Origin of the sequence: Flavobacterium helocola (genome assembly GCF_038289885.1) — a bacterium.
GTDB lineage: Bacteria > Bacteroidota > Bacteroidia > Flavobacteriales > Flavobacteriaceae > Flavobacterium > Flavobacterium cheniae.
In genome coordinates this window covers 187804-208790 of sequence record NZ_JBBYHT010000001.1, presented here as the reverse complement: position 1 = coordinate 208790, position 20987 = coordinate 187804, and the positions used below count along the sequence as shown (strand labels likewise).

The following is a 20987-nucleotide window of genomic DNA, read 5'->3' as shown; positions in this document are numbered from 1 at the left end:
CGATTTTATCGGGACATTTTTTTTAAAAGAATAAATATGTTAATTAGAGAAGTAAACGGAAAATTTCCTCAAATTCCAGATGATTGTTATGTTGCTGAAAATGCAACTATTGTTGGTGATGTTTCTTTCGGATCAAATTGTAGTGTTTGGTTTAATGCAGTAATTAGAGGTGATGTTAATTCTATTGCAATCGGAAACAAAGTAAACATTCAAGATGGAGCAGTGGTTCATTGTACTTATCAAAAACATCCTACTGTTATTGGAAATAATGTTTCAATAGGGCATAATGCCATTGTACATGGTTGTACCATTAAAGATAATGTTCTAATTGGAATGGGAGCTATTGTAATGGATAATTGCGTAATCGAAAGTAATTCAATCGTAGCGGCTGGTTCAGTAATTACACAAAACACGGTTGTAGAATCAGGTTGTATTTATGCAGGTGTTCCAGCTAAGAAAGTAAAAGATATTGATCAAAGCGATTTTGCTGGTGAAATTGAACGTATTTCAAATAATTACGTAATGTATTCGGGTTGGTTTAAAGAAGAATAATTAAAAATTCTTATAAATCACTTTTTCATTATGATTTAAGATGGTTTCTAAAACTTCAGGCTCGCTGTTCGTATAGAATATTTGCGAGCTTTTTTCTTTTGACGAATTAAGTAAATGATTTTGTTCTATTATCTTTTGAGTTTGTTTAGCAACAGCTTCACCAGAATCGATAATTTTAATATGGGATGGAATGATTTTTTGAATCTGAGGAATTAGATACGGGTAGTGGCTGCATCCTAAAACCAAATAATCAATGTTTTTTTCCACCATCGGATTTAGATAGCTTTTTAATAATTCTTCCATTTCAGGGGAATTGATATCGCCATTCTCAATTAACTGAACTAATCCGTGACCTATTTGCTCAATGATTTTGACATCTGGATGGTTTTCTACACTTTTATGGAATAACTCACTATTAAGGGTTCCTTTTGTGGCAAGAATTCCAATTGTTTGTGTTTTTGAATGGAGAGCAGCTGGTTTTATAGCTGGTTCAATTCCAATAAAAGGGACATCGTATTTTGCTCTTAATTCTTTTATAGCGTTTGTTGTGGCAGTATTGCATGCTACAACAATAATTTTGCAATTGTTTTCTAATAGAAATTCTGTGTTTTTACAACTTAGTGCTACGATTTCATCTTTAGATTTTAATCCGTAAGGGGCATTCTTACTATCTGCAAGATAGATAGTGTTTTCATAAGGCATTAACGCATGCACTTCTTTCCAAATAGACGTGCCGCCAATACCAGAATCAAATAAACCTATAGGATTTTCATTTTTCATAAGAACAAAAATAAAAAAAAACTGCTCAATCTAAATTTTGATTGAGCAGTTTTTAAATTATTAAGTTGAATTAATTAGAAACCAAGTTCTTTTTTAACATCAGCTAGTAAATCGATTCCTCCTTCAGCAAATAAAACTCCTGATCCAGTTGTAGCATCTAACACATAGTTTACACCTTTAGCTTTTGCTACTTTTTGAATTGCTTTTTGAGCTTTTTCCATGATTGGTTTGATTAAGTCTAATTCTTTTTGACCTAATTCTTTTTTAGCTGTTTGTTCAAATTGTTGAATACGGCTTCCCATATCCTGCATTTCTTTAGAACGAGTATCGTTTAAAGCATCGCCTGCAGTAGGAGCTTCTTGTTCGTATTTTTGTAATTTTGTTTGGTATTCAGTTACCATGTTTTTGTAATCTTTGTCGTAAGTTTCTTGAATTTTCTTCATTTGATCTTGCGCTGTTTTCATTTCTGGCATAGTTGTCATTAATGCTTGAACATCTATATGAGCAACTTTTGATTGAGCTGAAACTTGCGTTCCAATGAAAAGTACGATTGCGATTGCTAATGTTTTTAATTGTTTCATTTTTAATTTTAAAATTTAAGTTATTTAATCTTTATTCTCTGTTTCTGTTTTGGTTTCTTTTGCTTTTTTAGCTGCTTCTTTATCTTCAGCTATTTTTTTCTTTTTCTCTTCTAATGCTTTTTTACGCTCTTCTAATTTTTTGTTTCTTTCGTCAATTGCTTTTTGTCTTATTTCTGCAGGCGTAGGTTTTTTTTCTTCAGTAGTAACTTTTTCTTCATCACTATCTTTTACGTCTTCTTTTTTATCTGACTCTTTTTTGTCTTCAGAAGTTTTATTTTCAATTACTGTGCCATTTTTTTTAGCATCGCGTTCTTCAAGTAATTTTTTTCTTTTTTCTGCTGCATCAGCTTTCTTTTGTTCGTTAGCTAATTTGCGTTCTTCAATAAGTTTTTCTCTTGCTAATTTTTTTTCTTCTAAGATTCGTTGTCTTTCTGTAAATGCTGGATTTTCTTCAATACCTTCTTCTAAAGCCTCTTTTGCTTCTAAAGCTTTAAGTTGCTTTTTAGACATTTCTTCTCTTTTTTGAGAAGCAGTTAGTTTTTTTACAACAAAATCACTAATATCATATTTTTGAGCAGCAAATAACATGGTTAAATCTGAAGATTTATCAAAAATAAAATCGTATTTTCTTTGTTCAGCAACATCTTGTACGATAGTAAAAATCTGATCTTGAATAGGTTTAACCAATACCGATTTTTGAATGATTAAATCTCCTTTTGGTCCAAAACGTTTTTCTTGATAGTCAAGAAGTTCTTTGTCTAAATGAGCAATTTCTTCTTCTCGTTCTTCAATTAATTCTTTTGTTAATAAAACTCTTTCTGTTTTTAAAGCGTCTTTTAACTTCGTTATTTCTGTTTTTTTAACTTCTATTTCTTGCTTCCACTTTTGAGCTTTTTGCTCTAATTGATTATTTGCTTCTGCATAATCTGGTACCTTTTCTAAGATATATTCCATATCTATATAACCAATTTTAACTCCTCTAGCGGTTTGAGCGTTAGAAGAAAAAGAGATTAAGGCAAGTATAAATAACAGTTTTTTCATTTTCAATTTAATTTTGTTTAGTGGTTGAATCTGTTTGGATTCAACTTTTATAAATGTCAAACGTAATAAATAGTAAAATATTTTTACGAATTTAACAAAAAAGTACTAACAAACCTTAAAATTGTTGTCCAATAATAAAGTGTGTTTGCCAACCACTTTTAATAGTTTCTCCTGGAATGGCATCAAAACCATGAGCAAAATCAATTCCTAACAATCCAAATGCCGGCATAAATACTCGTAAGCCAACTCCCGCCGAACGTTGAAGTTTAAACGGGTTGTATTGTTTAAACGTATCAAATGCAGAACCTGCTTCTAAGAAACTTAACGCGTAAATAGAAGCTGACTGATTCATTGTAATAGGATATCTTAACTCCAGTGAAAATTTATTATAAATGGTACCACCATCTAATGATGATAGTGAATTATTTGGATATCCTCTTAATTGAATTACTTCTCTTCCATCTAAAGCAAAGTTTGCTAGACCATCTCCACCTAAGAAGAATCTTTCAAATGGAACTAAACCTCTATCTGAATTGTATGCTCCCATGAAGCCAAATTCAGCATTAGTTCTTAATACTAATTTTTCATAGACTCTAGTATATAAATCTGCTTTGAATTTAATTTTATAGTATTCCAACCAATTAAATCTCTTTTGATCTACTTTTCCTTGGTCTACTGCTGCATCGGCTGGATCATCTACTACAAAAACACTAGCAATACTGCCATTAGGATTGTAGTTTGCGCCAATATAATCGCCTGGAATTGGTAATCGTCCATCAACTTCCTGTGTTGTGTATACTCCTTCAACGTAACGTAATTTATATTCATTTAAATTTTTTAAATTTCCATAATCAATACCATTGAATAAAGAATATGGTAAAGTAAATTTACCCGAAATACTAAATTCAGAACCTGTTGTAGGGAAAATTGGATTTACACCTTTACTGTTTCTTGATAAACCAATTGTATAAGCTAAGTTTCTTGAAGCTCCATCTCCGAATGTAAATAATCCCGTGTTATAATTATTCAAATCATAGTATTGAAATGATACTGATTGAGATAAAACAAAATAATCATCCGGAACAGTAAGTCTTTTAGCTAAACCAACCGATAACGAAGTAATATTGAAACTTTGATCTCTATTTACATCTCTCGATCTTCCGTTGAATAGGTATTGTTTACTATGGGATAATGATGTTGAGAAGCTAACTGGTTTTTTTCCACCAAACCAAGGTTCAGAGAATGATAAACTATAAGTTTGAAAAAACGAACTTCCTTGTAAACGTAATGACATTTTTTGACCATCTCCCATAGGAAGTGGCTTGTAGGCGTCTTTTTTGAACATTTTTCTAGCTGAGAAATTATTGAACGATAAACCTAACGTTCCAATAAATCCTCCACCTCCATAACCTCCTTGCAATTCAATTTGACTAGAACCTTTTTCAACTACGTTATATTCAATATCAACTGTTCCAGCTTGTGGGTCGACATTTTTAAAATCGGGTTTAATTGCTTCAGCGTCGAAAAATCCTAATTGGCCAATTTCACGAATAGAACGAATTAAATCTTCTTTGCTGTATTTTTGTCCCGGTTTTGTTCTAAGCTCTCTGTAAATTACATGGTCGTTTGTTTTATCATTTCCAACCACTGTAATTTTATTAAAGTAGGCAATTGGACCTTCAGTAATTCTTATCTCAAAATCGATAGTGTCGTTTGCTGTTCTAACTTCAACAGGGTTAATGCTAGAAAATAAATAACCATTATTTTGGTATAAGTTTGTTAAGTCTTCCCCGTCAGGTTTAGTTTGGTCTGCTATTCTTTTTTGAAGAATAGTACCATTGTAAACGTCTCCTTTTTTAATCCCTAAAATTGAATTAAGCTGACGTTCTGTATAAACGGTGTTTCCAAGGTATCTAATATCACCAAAATAATATTTTCTTCCTTCTTCTAATTTTACTTTGATAGAAACAGTATTTGAATTTTTATCGTAGGTAACAGAATCAGATATGATTCTCGCATCTCGATTCCCTTTTTCTTTATATTTATCAATTACAGCGGTTAAATCTTCCTTGTATTTTTCTTTGATATACTTTGATTTTTTGTAAAATCGGATTGGATTACGTTGTTTTGTGTTCTTGAAAGCTTTTTTTAGTTTAGCATCACTAATTTGACTATTTCCTTCAAAATCAATGTTTTTTACTTTAACTTTGTCACCTTTGTCAATGTTTATAACCATTTTAACTTCGGTAGCCAAACTGTCAGGAATTGTGTTTATGCTTACTTTGGCTTGATAATATCCTTCCTTTTTGTATTTATTCTCAAAGTAGTTTTTTGTAGTAGTAATTAAATTTTCGTTAACTATTTTTCCTTTTTTTAAATCGGCTTCTTTAGTTAATTCTTCAATTTTACCTTTTTTTACACCTTGTATTTTTATATCAGATAGTTTAGGTAACTCATTAATATTAAGTTCTAAAAAGATACTGTCTCCTTCGATTTTATTTACATAAAAATTTACATCTGAAAATAAACCTAATTTCCATAGTTTTTTGATGGCAGTACTAATGTCTTGTCCAGGGACAATTATTTGTTGTCCTTTTTCTAATCCAGTAAACGTGGTTACGGTTTGTTCGTTATAACTTATTTTTCCTGTAACATCAATTTTGGCTAAGATATATTCTTTACCACTTTCTAGTTTTGTGTCTTGAGCAAAAAGTGAAGAGCTATATAGTATTGTAAATAGTGTAAATAATTGTAATCCTTTTTTAAACATCTTTTTAAGGTATAATTTGTTCGCTTGTTTTTCCAAATCGGCGTTCTCTTTTTTGATAACTAATAATTGCTTCATATAAATGGTCTTCTGAAAAATCTGGCCAAAGTACATCTGTGAAATAAAACTCGGCATATGCTATTTGCCACAACAGGAAATTACTTATCCTATGTTCGCCACTGGTTCTAATCACTAAATCTACATCAGGTAAATTGTGTGTGTAAAGATGCTGATTAATAATTGATTCGTCAATAGCCTCTTCAGAAATTATATTATTTTTAACTTTGTTCGAGATTTTTTTAACAGCTTGAATAAGTTCTTCACGAGCGCCATAACTAAGTGCCAATGTGAGTGTCATTCTAGTGTTTTCGGCTGTTTTGTCAATTACTTCTTGTAATTCTTTTTGTACACCATCAGGTAAATTTGTTAAATTTCCAATGGCGTTTAATTTTATATTATTGGTCTGTAAAGTCTTAATTTCTTTCTTCAAAGAAGATACTAAAAGCTTCATTAAGGTATCAACTTCAAGTTTTGGTCGATTCCAGTTTTCAGTTGAAAAAGCATACAAAGTCAAGTTTTTAATTCCTAATTTAGCACATGCTTCAACTGTTTTTCTTACTGATTTTGTGCCGCTTTCGTGTCCAAGCGCTCTAAGCAATCCTTTTTGTTTTGCCCATCTTCCGTTGCCATCCATTATAATTGCTAAATGGCTAGGTAAATAATCAGTATTTATATTTTGTAATAATTCCATTTTATTCTGCGCAAAAACATGGGTTTTGCCCAAATGTATAAGTTAATGTTAAACCAGTAAATACATACCAATCGTTACTGTTTTTATTTCCAAAGCGTAAGCTTTCAAAGTTATCGTTCTCTGGATTACTTCCATCTAAATTATCTGTAAAAGTATATCTAAATCCTACTTCAGCACCTATAATAAAATTTTGAAATAATCTAGCTTTTAATCCTAAAACCATTGGAATTGCAAATGTACTGCTTTGATAGTCTTCTCTGCTATTATTGTCTAAAATGAAAATTTCATCATATATGAAGTAACTCAATCCTGAATAAACATAAGGAGAAAATTTTGGATCTCCATCATGTAAGTCAAAATCCATAAAACTGAATTCTAAACCGGCAGAAAACTCTTTTACACTATTTTCAAATGAATTTCCTCTTAGATATCTGCTTGGGACATCGCTATCAATGTCTTTTGCAGATAGTTTTCCTTGAGTGTAAGAAAATCTATATGCGTGTCTTGGACTTCTGTTCCACTTATATACTATTCCAATTGAAGGCTCATTCGGAGCAATATAATCAGTAGGACCAATATCACCTATGTAATTGGTTCCGCCAACAAAAACACCAAGTTCATTAATCTGAGCTTGTGAATTAATTCCGCAGAAAATCAATACAATATAGAATAAAAAGTGCTTCATTTTTTGAAATAGTTTGCAAATATAACAATATTGACTACTTATCCCTATTTTAAGGATTTTTTTTGTTGTTTAATTGTACTTGAAAACGCTAAAAAATGAAAAATAATATAATTTGTACTATTAATTTCTTTTGTCTTCTCCCCAAAGTAATTTTTTTCTGATAGTATTTAGGAAAGATTCTTCCTTAAATTCAATTATCGAAATGGTAAAAGGTGATTTTTTAATTCGAACAATCGTATCTTTTGAAACCGCAGAAATTCTCGAATCTAATGAAATTAAAAATTGTTCTTCTCTTCCAGAAATTCGAAGTTCAATTTCCATGTCATCTGTTATAACTAAAGGCCTTGCGTTTAAGTTGTGTGGTGCCATTGGAGTTATAACTAAGCTTTCTACGTTTGGCGTAAGAACTGGTCCGCCGCAACTAAGTGAATATCCTGTTGAGCCTGTTGGAGTTGAAACAATCAAACCATCTGCCCAATATGAAGTAAGATATTCTCCATTTAAATAGGTGACAATCGTTATCATCGAAGTAGTATCTTTTCTAGCGACAGTAACTTCGTTTAAGGCAAAATCTAATTCGCTAAAATTATCATATTCTGGTGTAGTTTCAATGCTTAATAGTGTTCTTTTTGAAATTGCATAATCATCATTAAGTAATTTTTGCAAAAGCGTTTCAATATTTTCAAATTGAATAGTTGCTAAAAACCCTAATCTTCCAGCATTTATTCCAATAATCGGAATGTTTTTATCTCTAACAAAAGTTGCTGCTTTTAGAATAGTTCCATCTCCGCCAATACTAATTAACGCTTTGAAATCGGCATCTAAATTATTGTAATTGGAATAGGTTTCGTACTCTTTTAAAATGATATTTTTTTCTTTAAGACTAGCTAAAAAACTCGCTTCAAAAGCAATTGTAATAGCATTTGATTCTAAAAAAGTAACTACTTTTTGTACGATTTCAGCGGTACTGTTTTGGTAATATTGGCCAAATAACGCTATTTTCATTGTTGTCTCTTTTAAATGTTCAAGTATTTATCTAAATAATCAGAGCGTTCTTTTAAACTGTTTAAGTAAGAATCATCTTGATGTTCCGAAATAATTTCATATTCATAACGTCTGAAAGTTTGGATAATATCGTTTAAACCGCTTTGGCTAATTTTTACAGTAATTTCTACTTTATTTCCTACTACATTCGAAATAAATAAACCTAAGATCTTCGCATTATTACTCTCGATAATTTGAGCCACTTGACTCATAGAAAATTTATCTGTTTCTTTTTCTACGACGATAATGCCACCTTCTTCTTTTAAGAAAGGAGTTTCATGGAAAAATCGAATAACATCTTCTAATTCATAATAACCTAAATAGGTGTTTTTGTCGTCTAAAACCGGAATCAAATTACTTTCATTTTTAGCAAAAATTTCCAACACATCAAGCCAAATCGTGGAAGTGCGAACAAAAAAGCGTTCAAAATGAAAGCGAGTTTCGTTTACAATGGCATCGCTATTTAAAAGTTCAACGTTCTCTTTACTCACGCATCCTATATATACACCGTCTTCTGTAACTGGGAAATGTGTGTATGGAAATTCCAAAAACAAATCCTGAGCTTCAGCGATAGAATCGGTGTGCTTTAGAGGTTTTATTTCGTTATTTATGTAGCTTGTAAGATTATTCATTGTGGATGTGATGAAAATATATCGCAAAATAATCAAAAAATACCACATGCTAGCTAACTTATACTTTGTATTTTTGTATAAATTAAAAATTATTATGACAAAGTTATCAGTAAATATTAATAAAATAGCTACACTTCGTAATTCAAGAGGAGGTAATGTGCCTGATTTATTGAAAGTTGCAAAAGACATTCAGCAATTTGGAGCAGATGGAATTACCATTCATCCAAGACCAGATGAAAGACACATTCGTTATCAAGATGCACGCGATTTAAAATCGGTTGTGTATACCGAATATAATATTGAAGGAAATCCGCAACACAATTTTATTGATTTGGTTTTAGAATGTAAGCCAACTCAAGTTACTTTGGTGCCTGATGCTATTGGTGCTTTGACTTCAAATGCAGGTTGGGATACAGTTAAACATCAATCGTATTTATTAGAAGTAATTCAAGAATTTCAAAGAAACGGAATTAGAACTTCCATTTTTGTAGACGCTGATGAAAAAATGATTGAAGGAGCAAAAGCAACTGGCACTGAACGTATCGAATTATATACCGAATCATTCGCTCATGAATATGGTTTGGGAAACAAAAGCGGAATTGAACCTTATGTAAAAGCAGCTATCAAAGCGAATGAATTAGGATTAGGAATCAATGCTGGTCATGATTTAAGTTTGGATAATATTAAATTTTTTAAAGATAATATTCCAGAATTGCTTGAGGTTTCAATTGGGCATGCTTTAATTGCTGAGTCGTTATATTTAGGTTTAGAAAATGTAGTGAATATGTATCTTCAAAAATTAAAATAAGATGTTGTTGTACTCAAGAATAGAAGGCGAAGGCAAGCCACTAGTAATTATTCACGGTTTTTTAGGAATGTCTGATAACTGGAAAACATTAGGAACGCAATTTGCTAATGAAGGTTTTCAAGTACATGCTTTAGATTTAAGGAATCATGGAAAAAGTTTCCATTCTGAAGATTTTTCATATGAAATCATGGTTGAAGATGTCAAACAATATTGCGAATTTCATCAATTAAAAGATATCACAATAATTGGGCATTCTATGGGCGGAAAGGTTGCGATGCTTTTAGCTACAACTTATCCCGAATTGGTTTCCAAATTAATTGTGGCTGATATTGGTCCAAAATATTATGCGCCACATCACCAAACGATTTTAACAGCATTAAATGCAGTCGATTTTTCAAAAAAACCAAGTAGAGCTGAAGTGGAAGAACTAGTTTCAGGTTATATTAAAGACTTTGGAACAAGACAGTTTTTACTTAAGAACTTATACTGGGAAACTCCAGAGCAATTGGCATTCCGATTTAATTTAAAAGTTTTCAATGAAAAAATAGAAACTATTGGAACGGCTTTACCATTTGAAAATGTTTTTTCAAAAGCAACATTGTTTTTAAGAGGCGATAAATCAGATTATATTTTAGATAGTGATTTTGAAACTATTTACCATCATTTTCCAATGGCGAGGATTGAAACAGTTAAAAATGCAGGACATTGGCTGCATGCTGAAAATCCAAAAGATTTTTATTCATTCGTACTAGATTTTATTAAATAAAACACCTAAAAAATTATGCATGCATAATTTTTTAGTTAAAAAAATTGTAAAATTCATATTTTGTTATAATTTTGAAGTATTGATTATAACAAACAAAGAAAAAAACTAACACATTTTTACATTATGAAAAAATTACTTTCTTTAACATTATTGGCTTTGGCTGGCTCTACTGCTTTTGCAGGTGGATATAGAGTAAGCATTCAAGGACAAAAGCAATTGGCTATGGGGCACACGGGTGTTGCTGTGGTGAATAGTGCAGAGGTTGCTTTTTTCAATCCGGCAGGGATGGCTTACTTAGATAAAAAATTCAACTTATCAGTAGGTGGAAACGGATTATTTGCAAACACAAAATTTCAAAACTCTCAATACAATTGGGAAGCAGAAACTAAAAACGTTGGAACTCCATTTAGTGTTTATGCAACTTATAGATTAAATGATTGGTTTACGGCTGGTTTAGCGGTTTATACTCCTTATGGTAGTGCTGTAGAATGGGATCAAGATTGGCAGGGTTCTCATTTAGTAAACAACATCGATTTACAGGCTATCTTTGTTCAGCCTTCTGTTTCTATTAGAGTTGGAGAACATTTTAGCGTAGGAGGTGGTCCAATTTTCGCTACAGGTTCGGTTAATTTTAATAGAAATGTGGATAGATCAACTACAAATTTGGATGGAGAAAGAACAGATTTGACTATTGAATCAAAAGGAATTACAGCTTGGGGGTATACTGCAGGTTTTATGTTTAATCCAACTGAAAAATTACGTTTAGGAATGAATTATCGTTCTGAAATTATTATGGAAGCTAGAGATGGAGATGCTACTTTTACTCATGAGCCAGTTGGATTTCCTTATTCAGACACACAATTTGATGCAGATTTACCATTACCTGCAGAGTTAACAGTAGGTTTATCTTATGAATTTACTGATAAATTTTTAGTAGCTTTTGATTATAACAGAGCAATGTGGAGTGCATATGATGCATTGGTTGTTGATTTTGCTAACAATACTCCTACTTCTTTTAATGCTAGAAATTACAAAGATGCAAGTACTTACAGAGTAGGTATGCAGTATGCTGCAAATGATAAATTTACTTTCAGAGCAGGTTGGTATTTTGACGAAAGTCCAGTACAAGATGGTTATTTTGCACCAGAAACTCCTAGAAACGATTCTATGGGATATACTGGAGGTTTAACGTATCAAGTAAATAGCAAATTAGGTGTTGATTTTTCATTCCTTTATTTACATTTTGATGAGGTTGACAATTCTTATGATTATGTTAGCGACGGAAGTAGTTTTGGTGGTACATATAAATCAGTTGTATTTTCACCAGGAATTGGTATCACTTACGGGTTTTAATTTTTAATATTTGAAAGATGAAAAATAAATTTATATACTTAGCTATTTTAGCTGTTGGTTTCGCTTCATGTGAGCCAGAATTTGAAAACGAAGTAGGTGCAAATTATACTGCAGGTGACGCGGATTTCACAACTTATGTGGCTGTTGGAAATTCTTTAACAGCAGGTTACATGGATGGAACAGTTTCTCGTGTAGGACAAACTTATTCATTTCCTAATCTATTAGCACAACAATTTGCATTAGTGGGTGGGGGAGAATTTACACAACCTTCTTATGCTGAGGATACAGAAAATTTAGGAGGGTTAATGTTATCAGGAGTTCAAATTGGAAGTACAAGATTGGTTATTGATGCAGGGCAACAAAGACCAGAAAATATAGTGGGTACCCCAACAATTCAAGTTACTAACTTTCAAAGAACTGCATATAATAATATGGGAGTGCCTGGAGCAAAATCATTCCATTTATTATCTAACACTTATGGAGATGTTGCTGGTGTTGTACCTGGAACAGCAAATCCTTATTTTGTAAGACATGCAACTTTACCAACAGCAACAGTTTTAGGCGATGCTATGTCTAAAAACCCAACATTCTTTACGAATTGGATTGGAGCAAATGATGTTCTAGCGTATGCAACTAATGGTGGCGCGCAGTCAGATGGAGTGACTCCAGCTTTAGATCACAACACGACAGGTAATATGGATCCTGCTACTTATGGTGGAAATGATATTACGAATTCAAGTGCTTTTGCAAGTGTTTATTCTACTATAATTAACACTTTAATTTCAGGTGGAGCTAAAGGAGTTGTAGCGACAGTTCCAAGTGTAACATCTATTCCGTATTTTACAACAATTCCTTATAACCCAGTTCCTTTAGATAATGCTACAGCTTCTCAGTTAAATGGTGCTGGTGGATATGCAAGTTATAATGGTGGTTTAGATTTAGCTTTCTCAAATGGTTTAATCACTAATGTAGAGAGATTGCAAAGAAAAATTAATTTTGTTGCTGGACAAAACCCTGTTGTGATTGTTGATAGTGATTTAACTAATTTGTCTGGGCTTGGATTACCATCATACAGAATGACTACTGCACAAGATTTGATAGTGCTACCTGCAAGATCTGTAATTGGTACCGTTGTAGGAGGGAATCCTGCAATGATTAATGGTGTTAGTGTGCCGTTAGCTAATAAATGGGTTTTAACATCTAATGAAAAAACAAAAGTTGCAAATGCTACTGCTGCATATAATGCTGCTATTGTTTCAATTGCTAATGCTAATGATTTAGCAGTAGCTGATATGAATGCGATTATGAATCAGTTGATTAGTGGTTTAAGAGTTGAAGATGGAACTATCTATACTGCAAATTATTTCTCTTCAGCTACTGCTAGTACTGTTTTATTCTCTTTAGATGGTGTTCATCCGAATCCACGTGGATATGCAGTTATAACAAATGAAATTATTAAAGTGATTAACAGTCATTATAATGCAAATTTACCAATATATTCTGCAGCTAGTTTTCCAGGTATTAATATTGTGCCTTCAAACTAAGTTTGATATAAATATTTAAAAAAGGCATCATTATTGATGCCTTTTTTTGTAACTTTAAATTTCTAAAAAAGATAAAAATGAATTTAATAATTAAACTTTTTATTAGTACAGTTGTAGTTTTTGTACTTTCATATTTTTTACCAGGTGTGCATGTCACTAGTTTAACAGGGGCTTTAATGGTAGCTGTCGTGTTAGGTTTATTAAATACTTTTCTAAAACCAATACTCGTGCTACTTACTATCCCAGTTACCTTTTTTACATTAGGCCTTTTTTTATTAGTAATTAACGCAATTATCATTATAATTTGCGATTATTTTATAGTCGAATTTAGTGTTGATGGTTTTTTAGATGCCTTGTTATTTAGTATTTTATTGTCAATTACTCAATCAATTTTGAATAAAATCTTTATCGACGAAAAATAAATTTATAGCGAATTGAATTTCAATAAATTAAAAACTTGTTTGGGTTGTAAAAATTCTATAATTTTGCAACCCAAATTTTATGGTACTTAAATAAACAGATAATGAACATTACAAAAACGCAAGTTGATGCATTAAATGCTATTGTAACAGTAGCAATCACTAAAGAAGATTATTCGGATAAAGTAGAAAAAGTATTAGCTGACTATAGAAAAAATGCTGCTATTTCTGGTTTCAGAAAAGGAGCTGTTCCAATGAGTTTAATCCAAAAACAATATGGTAAAGCTGTTTTGTTAGAAGAAGTAAACAAAGTATTACAAACTTCTCTTAATAACTATTTAACTACTGAAAAATTAGATATTCTTGGAAATCCACTTCCAAAAGTAACAGATAGTATCGATTGGGATGCGGAAAATTTTTCTTTTGATTTTGAGTTAGGTTTAGCACCTCAGTTTTCAGTTGATTTAACAGCTAAAAACAACGTTACAAAATTCAACGTTATTGCAGATGATAAAATGTTGAATGATCAAGTAGAAAGAATCCAAAAACAATACGGAAAATTAATTTCTCAAGCAGAAGTAAAAGCTGACTTTGAAGTTAGAGGAACTTTTACAAACGAAGAAAAAGGAATCAATGCTCCAGCAAACTTTGGTTTAGATATTTTTGCTGATAAAAAAGCTGCAAAAGCATTCATTGGTAAAAAAGTTGGTGATGTTGTAACTATCGGAACTAAAGGTTTATTCGATGACGATCACAAATTAATGGATTACTTAAAAGTAGGTCATGATGATGTTCATGGTTTAGATATCAATGTTGATTTTACAATTGAAGAAATTAATGAAATTGAAAAAGCTGAATTAAACCAAGAATTATTCGATAAATTATTCGGACCTGGAGTTGTTTCGTCTGTAGAAGAAATTAAAGCTAAAATCAAAGAAGACGCTGAGGCACAATTTGCTCAACAAGCGGATCAAAAATTCTTAAATGATGTTACTGATTTCTTAATTGAAACTACAAAATTTGATTTGCCAGAAGCTTTCTTAAAAAGATGGATTCAAAATGTAGGTGAAACTCCTTTAACTGCTGAACAAGCGGAAGAAGAATATGCAAAAGCTGAAAAAGGATTACGTTTCCAATTAATCGAAGGAAAAGTAATGGCCGATAATAATTTACAAATTACTTTCGAAGATTTAAAGGCACATACTGCTGAATTAATCAAGAAACAAATGGCGCAATTTGGTCAGTTAAATCCTTCAGAAGAGGAAATTGATGGAATAGTTGCTCGTGTAATGTCTAACCAAGATGAGGTAAAACGTTTATCAGAGCAAGTAATGAGCGAAAAAATGTTAGGTCTTTACAAAGAAAAAGTAAAAACGAAAACTAAAGAAGTTAATTACGAGCAATTCATTAAAGAAATGTACGGAGAATAATATCTCACAAAAAATAATTATCTTTGAGCGTCAGACTAGTTTTGGCGCTTTTTTATTGAAGACATTTCTTTCATAAAATAAAAGATAACCTTTTAAAATTATAATGTTTTTTAGTTCAACCCATTTAAACTTTTAAACGCTTAAACATTTAAACAAAAAATTATGAACTACGGAAAAGAATTTAAAAAATATGCTACTAAGCATCACGGAGTAAACAGTTTATATTACGATAAAATTGTTGGAAGTATGACTCCGTATATTATTGAAGAACGCCAATTAAACGTAGCTTCAATGGACGTTTTCTCTCGTTTAATGATGGATAGAATCATTTTCTTAGGAACTGGAGTTGATGATTATGTGGCAAATATTATTCAAGCACAATTATTGTTTTTAGAAAGTGTTGATGCTTCCAAAGATATCAGTATTTATATCAATTCTCCAGGAGGAAGTGTGTATGCTGGATTAGGAATTTATGATACAATGCAATTCGTAAAACCTGATGTAGCTACAATTTGTACAGGAATGGCGGCTTCAATGGGTGCTGTTTTATTATGTGCTGGAGCAGAAGGAAAACGTTCGGCTTTACCGCATTCAAGAGTCATGATTCACCAACCATCTGGAGGTGCACAAGGTGTAGCAACAGATATGGAAATCAACTTGAAAGAAATGTTGAAATTAAAAGATGAATTGTATGAAATCATTTCTAAACATTCTGGACAATCGTTCGAAAAAGTGCACAAAGATTCTGAGCGCGATTATTGGATGATTGCTGCTGAAGCAAAAGAATACGGAATGATTGATGAGGTTTTAACAAGATAATTAATTTAAAGTTTCAAGTTTCAAGTTTCAGGTTTTATAACTTGAAACTTGAAACTTGAAACCAGAAACAAAAAATGGCTAAAGAAGTATTAGAGTGTTCATTCTGCGGAAGGAAAAAGCCTGAAACCAATTTATTAATTGCAGGGATTAATGCGCATATTTGCGACAAATGTATCGAACAAGCCCACGGAATTGTATTGGAAGAATTAAAACAATCGGGTAATTCCAATTTGGTTGCCGATTTGATTCTGTTGAAACCAAAAGAAATTCGTGCGTTTTTAGATGATTACGTTATTGGACAAGATCAAACTAAAAAAGTAATGAGTGTGGCTGTTTACAATCACTACAAACGTTTGATGCAAATTCAATTAGAAGACGAAGTTGAGATTGAAAAAAGTAACATCTTAATGGTGGGTCAAACTGGAACTGGAAAAACATTGGTAGCAAAAACCATTGCTAAAATGTTGAATGTTCCATTGGCTATTGTGGATGCAACCGTTTTAACCGAAGCGGGTTATGTAGGTGAAGATGTTGAAAGTATCTTAACTCGTTTGTTACAAGCAGCAGATTACGATGTGGCTAAAGCCGAAAGAGGAATTGTATTTATTGACGAAATTGATAAAATTGCTCGTAAAAGTGATAATCCATCAATTACGCGTGATGTTTCCGGTGAAGGAGTACAACAAGCGTTGTTGAAATTGTTAGAAGGTACGGTTGTAAACGTACCACCAAAAGGAGGAAGAAAACATCCCGACCAAAAATTTGTCGAAGTTAATACACAAAATATCTTATTCATTGCAGGTGGTGCTTTCGACGGAATTGAAAGAATTATTTCAAAACGTTTAAACAGACAAGCAGTTGGTTATAGTTCTTCTATTGGAACAGACCAAATCGATAAAGATAATTTGCTACAGTATTTGATTCCGAAAGACGTGAAGGATTTTGGATTAATTCCAGAAATTATTGGTCGTTTACCAGTTCTAACTCATATGGATCCTTTGGATGCTGAAACATTAAGAGCTATTTTAACTGAGCCTAAAAACGCTTTAGTAAAACAATACAAGAAGTTGTTTGAAATGGATGAAGTTACCTTGGAAATTGAGGAAGAAGCTTTGAATTACATTGTAGCAAAAGCTTTAGAATATAAATTAGGAGCCAGAGGTTTGCGTTCGTTATGTGAAGCCATTTTAACCGATGCTATGTACGAATTACCAAGTTCTGAAGATAAACATTTACAAGTCACAAAAGAATATGCAGAAAACAGTTTGAGTAAAAACTTATTACAACGTTTGAAAGCAGTTTCTTAATGAAAGTAATAGAAACAAAAAGGTCGCCAATTGGCGACCTTTTTTTGTGATTAAGCATTTTTCTTTTGCTCTATTGTTTTTGTTTGTTTGGCGTTGCAATATCTTTTTTGACAACTCCATCCGCTTGAACATGATGTTAATAATACTACTGTTGATAAGGCTAATACTAAAGAGATTTTTTTCATTTTTTTATTTGTTTTTAATTGTGAGTGTACTTTTTTATTTAACGATTTTGAATTCAACCCTTCTATTCGTTTGGTCTTGTTTAGCTGAACATTTCTCGCATTTTTCTAATAATTCGCTTTCTCCAAAACCTTTGTAGGTTAACTGAGATGCAGGAATTCCTTTTTTAATCAAATATTGGTAAGCTGACTTTGCTCTGCTTTCAGATAATGTTTGGTTATAAGTTTCAGAGCCTTTACTATCCGTGTGAGCATTGATTGTAATACTCATATTAGGATTGTTTTTTAAAACTTCAACAATTTTGTTCAAAGACAATTCTGATTCTTTTTTAACACTAGATTTATTAAAATCAAAATAGATGTTTTCAATTACAATCGCATCATCAGTAACTACAGCTTTCTTCTGAGTTAAAGCAATATTTTTATCTGTATCACCAGTCGCAATGTTTGTTTTCTTAGTTTCGTAACCATCTTTCATAACTTCAACGTTATAAAAAGTTAATGGTTCTAAAGTTAATTTGATTTTACCATTGTTATCAGATTGTGTCTCTGTTAATTTAGTTCCAAATTCATCTGTAACTACTACAATAGCGTTTGGTAAAGCTGTTTTAGTAACTTCTTCAACAATTGTGTAGTTGAAATGTAAGTTTTCTTGTTTTTTAATTTCGAATTTTAAAATATCAAAATTACCAGATTGTTTTTTATCAGTAGAAATATAACCTTTAGAAGGCGACGTCATTACAAAAGCAACATCGTCTCTTCTAGAATTTAAATCAGTTCCTAAATTCATTGCGGTTAAGAATGAATTATCAACGTAAGCCGATCTAAATACATCATAACCACCTAAATTTAAGTGACCTTTTGAAGAAAAATATAAATACTTGTTGTCAGAAGACATATATGGGTATTTTTCATCATCAGCTGTGTTTACATTTGGACCTAAATTTACTAATTTACCAACTGTTCCGTCTTCAGCTATTGTAGCTTCGTAAATGTCAAATCCTCCAAATCCACCAGGAATATTTGATGCAATATAAATTTTCTTACCGTCAGGAGAAACACTTGGAGTTTCAGCTGAATATTGCTCTGGAACTACATTTAAATTAGTAATGTTTGTCCATTTTTTAGCATCTTTTTCGTTAAGAGTTGCTTTATGTAAGGTAAATAATTGTTTGTTGTTTGGGTTTTCTTGAGTATAGAAAATTGTTCTTTGATCAGAAGAAAATCCAATTGAACCTTCATCATTTTCAGAATCTAATGCTTGAGAGAAAAGTAACGGGAATGATAAGTTTCCGTCTTCTTTTACATCTACACAATATAAATTATTGTTTGGGGTATTAGTTATTGGATTAACTGTTACATCAGCATGTCTTCTTTTTTTGTTAGACAAAATGATATATTTGTTTTTAAAGAAAGTAGTACCTATTTCGTTTAACTCTGAATTGATACCTGTATCACTAATAATGAAACTAATTCCTTTTGTGTTTTTGTTAATAGCATTTACAATTGCTTCAGCTCCTTCTGAACGTTTTGGTTCTTGTCCAAAAGATAAAAAGCTTCCTAAAAGTAAAATTATTGTAAGGATTTGGGGTAGTCTCATAAATTTAATTGCTTAAATAATAATTAGTTAATGATTCGTTAAAACGCGTGCAAAATTAGTGTTATTTTTATTAAGCAAACACAAAAAAATACTTTTTTGTTATATTCCCTTCCTTTTTTTCGATAAAATGCAAAAAAAATCGATTTACTGCATTATGTGTAAATCGATTTTGTTATGAATTCTGTAATTATATCCGTTTAACAGCAGTGTGTTTTATCAAATTCTTTATGAATTGAGTTGTTTTTGATTTTTTCTTTAGAATTCTCACATTTTCTGTATGGTCCACATTTATAGCGTCTTGGCCCGCACGAAAGAGTCGTAACAAGTAAAATCAATAAGGATAAAAGTAAGGTTTTATTTTTCATACAATTTTATTGTAAAGCTAATAGACTTTCTAAATACAATCTTTCATTTGAAAGTCTAGGGATTTTGTGTTGACCACCTAATTTATCTTGCTGTTTTAACCAATCATAAAACAATTGTTCTCTCGCAACATTTAATACTAACGGATTTAGTGTCATATTGTTGTAGCGTTTTGCCTCGTAATCTGAATTTACTTGCTGAAGGTTTTCATCTAAAACTTTTCTGAAATTTTCTATGTTTTCTGGCTTGGTCTTAAATTCAATGATCCACTCGTGAGCTCCTTTCTTTTTCTCAGTCATGAAAATAGGAGCAACGGTATAATCAGTGATTTCGCAATTAAATTCTTTACAAGTTTTAGTAATAGCAGCATCGGTATTTTCAACCATTAACTCTTCTCCAAAAACATTGATGTGATGTTTGGTTCTTCCGGTAACTTTAATTCGGTACGGACTTAATGAAGTAAATCGAATCGTATCGCCAATTAAATAGCGCCATAAACCTGAATTTGTAGTGATTACTAAAGCATAATTCTTGTTCAATTCTACTTGATTTAATCGAATAACGCGTTGGTTTAATGTACCAAAAGTATCCATCGGAATAAATTCGTAGAAAATTCCGTAATCTAACATCAATAATAATTCGTTAGAATCATTTTGGTCTTGAATGGCAAAAAATCCTTCCGAAGCATTATAAATTTCGTAATACTTGAAACTCTCTTTTGGAAATAATTTCTTGTATTGTTCTCTATACGGGTCAAAATTTACACCACCATGAAAATACACTTCTGCATTTGGCCAAAGCTCTAATAAGTTAGATTTTCCAGTGGTTTCTAATGCTTTTTGAAGTAAAACCAACATCCAACTTGGAACGCCTGCCAAACTCGTAACGTTTTCGTTTATGGTTTCATTGATAATTGCTGGAAGTTTGGTTTCCCAATCGCCCATTAACGATATTTTACTGCTTGGTGTAGAGCTAAATTCGGCCCAGATGGGCATGTTATCAATCAAAATTGCTGATAAATCACCAAAAAAAGTATTGTTGTTTTCGTATAATTGTTTGCTTCCGCCCAAACGCAAACTCTTTCCAGTAAACATTTGCGACTCTTCGTTGTTGTTCAAGTACAAACATAATAAGTCTTTACTGGCTTTGTAATGGCAATTTTCTAATGCTTCTGAACTTACGGGAATAAACTTGCTTTTTGCATTAGTTGTTCCGCTCGATTTTGCAAACCATTTAATATTGGAATGCCAAAAAACATTTTGTTCGCCTTGTCTGGTTTTTTCAATAAGAGGTTCTAATTCTTCATAGCTAGAAACAGGAATTCTTTCTGAAAAAGTAGTATAACTCTTCATAGAAGAAAAGTCGTGTTTTTTTCCTATTTGTGTATTTTCGGATGATTTTATAAGGCTGAAAAGTAACTCTTCTTGCACTTCATGCGGATATTTTAAAAACAATTCCATTTGATGAATTCGCTTTTTTAAAATCCAAGTGGCAAAAGAATTTATTATTTGTAATGGCATTTACCTATTGCTAATTTTGAATTATTAAATTGGAATAATAACT

At 31.6% G+C, this 20987-nt stretch carries 21 protein-coding genes; 9 read left to right on the top strand and 12 right to left on the bottom strand.

Translation table 11 applies throughout. The features are described from left to right. Positions 1 to 36: 36 nt before the first annotated feature. Positions 37 to 552 carry a gamma carbonic anhydrase family protein gene (locus AAEO58_RS00965; RefSeq protein ID WP_341681179.1) on the top strand — a complete coding sequence of 172 codons (516 nt, stop codon included), beginning with the start codon at positions 37 to 39 and terminating at the stop codon, positions 550 to 552. Here the strand turns inward: AAEO58_RS00965 and murI are convergent, their stop codons facing one another. From murI to AAEO58_RS00925, 8 genes are all read right to left on the bottom strand, one after another. Then, entirely contained in the window at positions 553 to 1332 is a 780-nt protein-coding gene (murI, locus tag AAEO58_RS00960) for a glutamate racemase (RefSeq protein WP_133608363.1), read from the bottom strand. Between the two features lie 74 nt (positions 1333 to 1406). Further along, entirely contained in the window at positions 1407 to 1913 is a 507-nt protein-coding gene (locus AAEO58_RS00955; protein WP_341681177.1) for an OmpH/Skp family outer membrane protein, read from the bottom strand. 24 nt (positions 1914 to 1937) lie between these two features. Then, positions 1938 to 2954, bottom strand: a complete 1017-nt coding sequence (locus AAEO58_RS00950) for an OmpH/Skp family outer membrane protein (protein WP_341681175.1) — start codon at positions 2952 to 2954, stop codon at positions 1938 to 1940. 115 nt (positions 2955 to 3069) lie between these two features. After that, complete coding sequence (bamA, locus tag AAEO58_RS00945; RefSeq protein ID WP_341681174.1) at positions 3070 to 5799, bottom strand: outer membrane protein assembly factor BamA; 2730 nt, start codon at positions 5797 to 5799, stop codon at positions 3070 to 3072. Beyond that, the gene (locus AAEO58_RS00940; protein WP_133608355.1) at positions 5729 to 6472 is read right to left on the bottom strand and encodes an isoprenyl transferase; all 744 of its coding nucleotides are present in this window, start codon (positions 6470 to 6472) and stop codon (positions 5729 to 5731) included. The genes bamA and AAEO58_RS00940 overlap by 71 nt, the downstream gene beginning before the upstream one ends. A 1-nt stretch (position 6473) precedes the next feature. Continuing rightward, on the bottom strand, positions 6474 to 7157 hold the full coding sequence (gene porG / locus AAEO58_RS00935; RefSeq protein WP_341681171.1) for a type IX secretion system protein PorG: 684 nt from the start codon (positions 7155 to 7157) through the stop codon (positions 6474 to 6476). Between the two features lie 120 nt (positions 7158 to 7277). Then, entirely contained in the window at positions 7278 to 8162 is an 885-nt protein-coding gene (locus AAEO58_RS00930) for an NAD kinase (protein WP_133608351.1), read from the bottom strand. 11 nt (positions 8163 to 8173) lie between these two features. After that, entirely contained in the window at positions 8174 to 8833 is a 660-nt protein-coding gene (locus tag AAEO58_RS00925) for a CBS domain-containing protein (protein WP_341681169.1), read from the bottom strand. A 94-nt stretch (positions 8834 to 8927) separates the two neighbouring features. Here AAEO58_RS00925 and AAEO58_RS00920 point away from each other — a divergent pair, with 94 nt between their 5' ends. The 8 genes from AAEO58_RS00920 (at position 8928) to clpX (ending at position 17279) form a co-directional block, all read left to right on the top strand. Beyond that, positions 8928 to 9641 carry a pyridoxine 5'-phosphate synthase gene (locus tag AAEO58_RS00920; RefSeq protein ID WP_341681168.1) on the top strand — a complete coding sequence of 238 codons (714 nt, stop codon included), beginning with the start codon at positions 8928 to 8930 and terminating at the stop codon, positions 9639 to 9641. A gap of 4 nt (positions 9642 to 9645) precedes the next feature. Next, entirely contained in the window at positions 9646 to 10407 is a 762-nt protein-coding gene (locus AAEO58_RS00915) for an alpha/beta fold hydrolase (RefSeq protein WP_341682337.1), read from the top strand. A 123-nt stretch (positions 10408 to 10530) separates the two neighbouring features. Then, positions 10531 to 11760, top strand: coding sequence for an OmpP1/FadL family transporter (locus AAEO58_RS00910; RefSeq protein WP_341681166.1), 1230 nt, complete (start codon positions 10531 to 10533; stop codon positions 11758 to 11760). A gap of 17 nt (positions 11761 to 11777) precedes the next feature. Next, positions 11778 to 13304 (top strand): G-D-S-L family lipolytic protein, encoded by a 1527-nt coding sequence (locus tag AAEO58_RS00905; RefSeq protein ID WP_341681164.1) that lies wholly within the window; start codon positions 11778 to 11780, stop codon positions 13302 to 13304. Between the two features lie 77 nt (positions 13305 to 13381). Further along, a complete protein-coding gene (locus tag AAEO58_RS00900; RefSeq protein WP_341681162.1) occupies positions 13382 to 13726 on the top strand; it encodes a phage holin family protein in 345 nt (114 codons plus the stop codon). Positions 13727 to 13827: 101 nt separating this feature from the next. Continuing rightward, on the top strand, positions 13828 to 15153 hold the full coding sequence (gene tig / locus AAEO58_RS00895; RefSeq protein ID WP_341681161.1) for a trigger factor: 1326 nt from the start codon (positions 13828 to 13830) through the stop codon (positions 15151 to 15153). Between the two features lie 162 nt (positions 15154 to 15315). Further along, positions 15316 to 15972 (top strand): ATP-dependent Clp endopeptidase proteolytic subunit ClpP, encoded by a 657-nt coding sequence (gene clpP, locus AAEO58_RS00890; RefSeq protein ID WP_111566130.1) that lies wholly within the window; start codon positions 15316 to 15318, stop codon positions 15970 to 15972. A 74-nt stretch (positions 15973 to 16046) separates the two neighbouring features. Beyond that, positions 16047 to 17279, top strand: a complete 1233-nt coding sequence (gene clpX / locus AAEO58_RS00885) for an ATP-dependent Clp protease ATP-binding subunit ClpX (protein ID WP_341681157.1) — start codon at positions 16047 to 16049, stop codon at positions 17277 to 17279. A 50-nt stretch (positions 17280 to 17329) separates the two neighbouring features. Here the strand turns inward: clpX and AAEO58_RS00880 are convergent, their stop codons facing one another. The 4 genes from AAEO58_RS00880 to AAEO58_RS00865 all read right to left on the bottom strand — a co-directional run bounded on the left by AAEO58_RS00880 (position 17330) and on the right by AAEO58_RS00865 (position 20944). After that, entirely contained in the window at positions 17330 to 17464 is a 135-nt protein-coding gene (locus tag AAEO58_RS00880; protein ID WP_262510482.1) for a hypothetical protein, read from the bottom strand. A 34-nt stretch (positions 17465 to 17498) separates the two neighbouring features. Next, positions 17499 to 19061 carry an OmpA family protein gene (locus AAEO58_RS00875; RefSeq protein ID WP_341681153.1) on the bottom strand — a complete coding sequence of 521 codons (1563 nt, stop codon included), beginning with the start codon at positions 19059 to 19061 and terminating at the stop codon, positions 17499 to 17501. A 197-nt stretch (positions 19062 to 19258) separates the two neighbouring features. Beyond that, the gene (locus AAEO58_RS00870) at positions 19259 to 19426 is read right to left on the bottom strand and encodes a hypothetical protein (protein ID WP_341681151.1); all 168 of its coding nucleotides are present in this window, start codon (positions 19424 to 19426) and stop codon (positions 19259 to 19261) included. A gap of 6 nt (positions 19427 to 19432) precedes the next feature. Beyond that, complete coding sequence (locus AAEO58_RS00865; protein ID WP_341681149.1) at positions 19433 to 20944, bottom strand: GH3 auxin-responsive promoter family protein; 1512 nt, start codon at positions 20942 to 20944, stop codon at positions 19433 to 19435. Between the last annotated feature and the right edge of the window lie 43 nt (positions 20945 to 20987).

What these genes read in the sequence shown, in the direction of transcription:
- AAEO58_RS00910 (WP_341681166.1), top strand. Translation starts at nt 10,531, where the DNA reads ATGAAAAAATTACTTTCTTTAACATTATTGGCTTTGGCTGGCTCTACT.
- AAEO58_RS00880 (WP_262510482.1), bottom strand. Translation starts at nt 17,464, where the DNA reads ATGAAAAAAATCTCTTTAGTATTAGCCTTATCAACAGTAGTATTATTA.
- AAEO58_RS00920 (WP_341681168.1), top strand. Translation starts at nt 8,928, where the DNA reads ATGACAAAGTTATCAGTAAATATTAATAAAATAGCTACACTTCGTAAT.
- AAEO58_RS00930 (WP_133608351.1), bottom strand. Translation starts at nt 8,162, where the DNA reads ATGAAAATAGCGTTATTTGGCCAATATTACCAAAACAGTACCGCTGAA.
- clpP (WP_111566130.1), top strand. Translation starts at nt 15,316, where the DNA reads ATGAACTACGGAAAAGAATTTAAAAAATATGCTACTAAGCATCACGGA.
- AAEO58_RS00865 (WP_341681149.1), bottom strand. Translation starts at nt 20,944, where the DNA reads ATGCCATTACAAATAATAAATTCTTTTGCCACTTGGATTTTAAAAAAG.
- tig (WP_341681161.1), top strand. Translation starts at nt 13,828, where the DNA reads ATGAACATTACAAAAACGCAAGTTGATGCATTAAATGCTATTGTAACA.
- AAEO58_RS00900 (WP_341681162.1), top strand. Translation starts at nt 13,382, where the DNA reads ATGAATTTAATAATTAAACTTTTTATTAGTACAGTTGTAGTTTTTGTA.
- AAEO58_RS00965 (WP_341681179.1), top strand. Translation starts at nt 37, where the DNA reads ATGTTAATTAGAGAAGTAAACGGAAAATTTCCTCAAATTCCAGATGAT.
- AAEO58_RS00925 (WP_341681169.1), bottom strand. Translation starts at nt 8,833, where the DNA reads ATGAATAATCTTACAAGCTACATAAATAACGAAATAAAACCTCTAAAG.
- AAEO58_RS00955 (WP_341681177.1), bottom strand. Translation starts at nt 1,913, where the DNA reads ATGAAACAATTAAAAACATTAGCAATCGCAATCGTACTTTTCATTGGA.
- clpX (WP_341681157.1), top strand. Translation starts at nt 16,047, where the DNA reads ATGGCTAAAGAAGTATTAGAGTGTTCATTCTGCGGAAGGAAAAAGCCT.
- murI (WP_133608363.1), bottom strand. Translation starts at nt 1,332, where the DNA reads ATGAAAAATGAAAATCCTATAGGTTTATTTGATTCTGGTATTGGCGGC.
- porG (WP_341681171.1), bottom strand. Translation starts at nt 7,157, where the DNA reads ATGAAGCACTTTTTATTCTATATTGTATTGATTTTCTGCGGAATTAAT.
- bamA (WP_341681174.1), bottom strand. Translation starts at nt 5,799, where the DNA reads ATGAAGCAATTATTAGTTATCAAAAAAGAGAACGCCGATTTGGAAAAA.
- AAEO58_RS00905 (WP_341681164.1), top strand. Translation starts at nt 11,778, where the DNA reads ATGAAAAATAAATTTATATACTTAGCTATTTTAGCTGTTGGTTTCGCT.
- AAEO58_RS00875 (WP_341681153.1), bottom strand. Translation starts at nt 19,061, where the DNA reads ATGAGACTACCCCAAATCCTTACAATAATTTTACTTTTAGGAAGCTTT.
- AAEO58_RS00950 (WP_341681175.1), bottom strand. Translation starts at nt 2,954, where the DNA reads ATGAAAAAACTGTTATTTATACTTGCCTTAATCTCTTTTTCTTCTAAC.
- AAEO58_RS00940 (WP_133608355.1), bottom strand. Translation starts at nt 6,472, where the DNA reads ATGGAATTATTACAAAATATAAATACTGATTATTTACCTAGCCATTTA.
- AAEO58_RS00870 (WP_341681151.1), bottom strand. Translation starts at nt 19,426, where the DNA reads ATGAAAAATAAAACCTTACTTTTATCCTTATTGATTTTACTTGTTACG.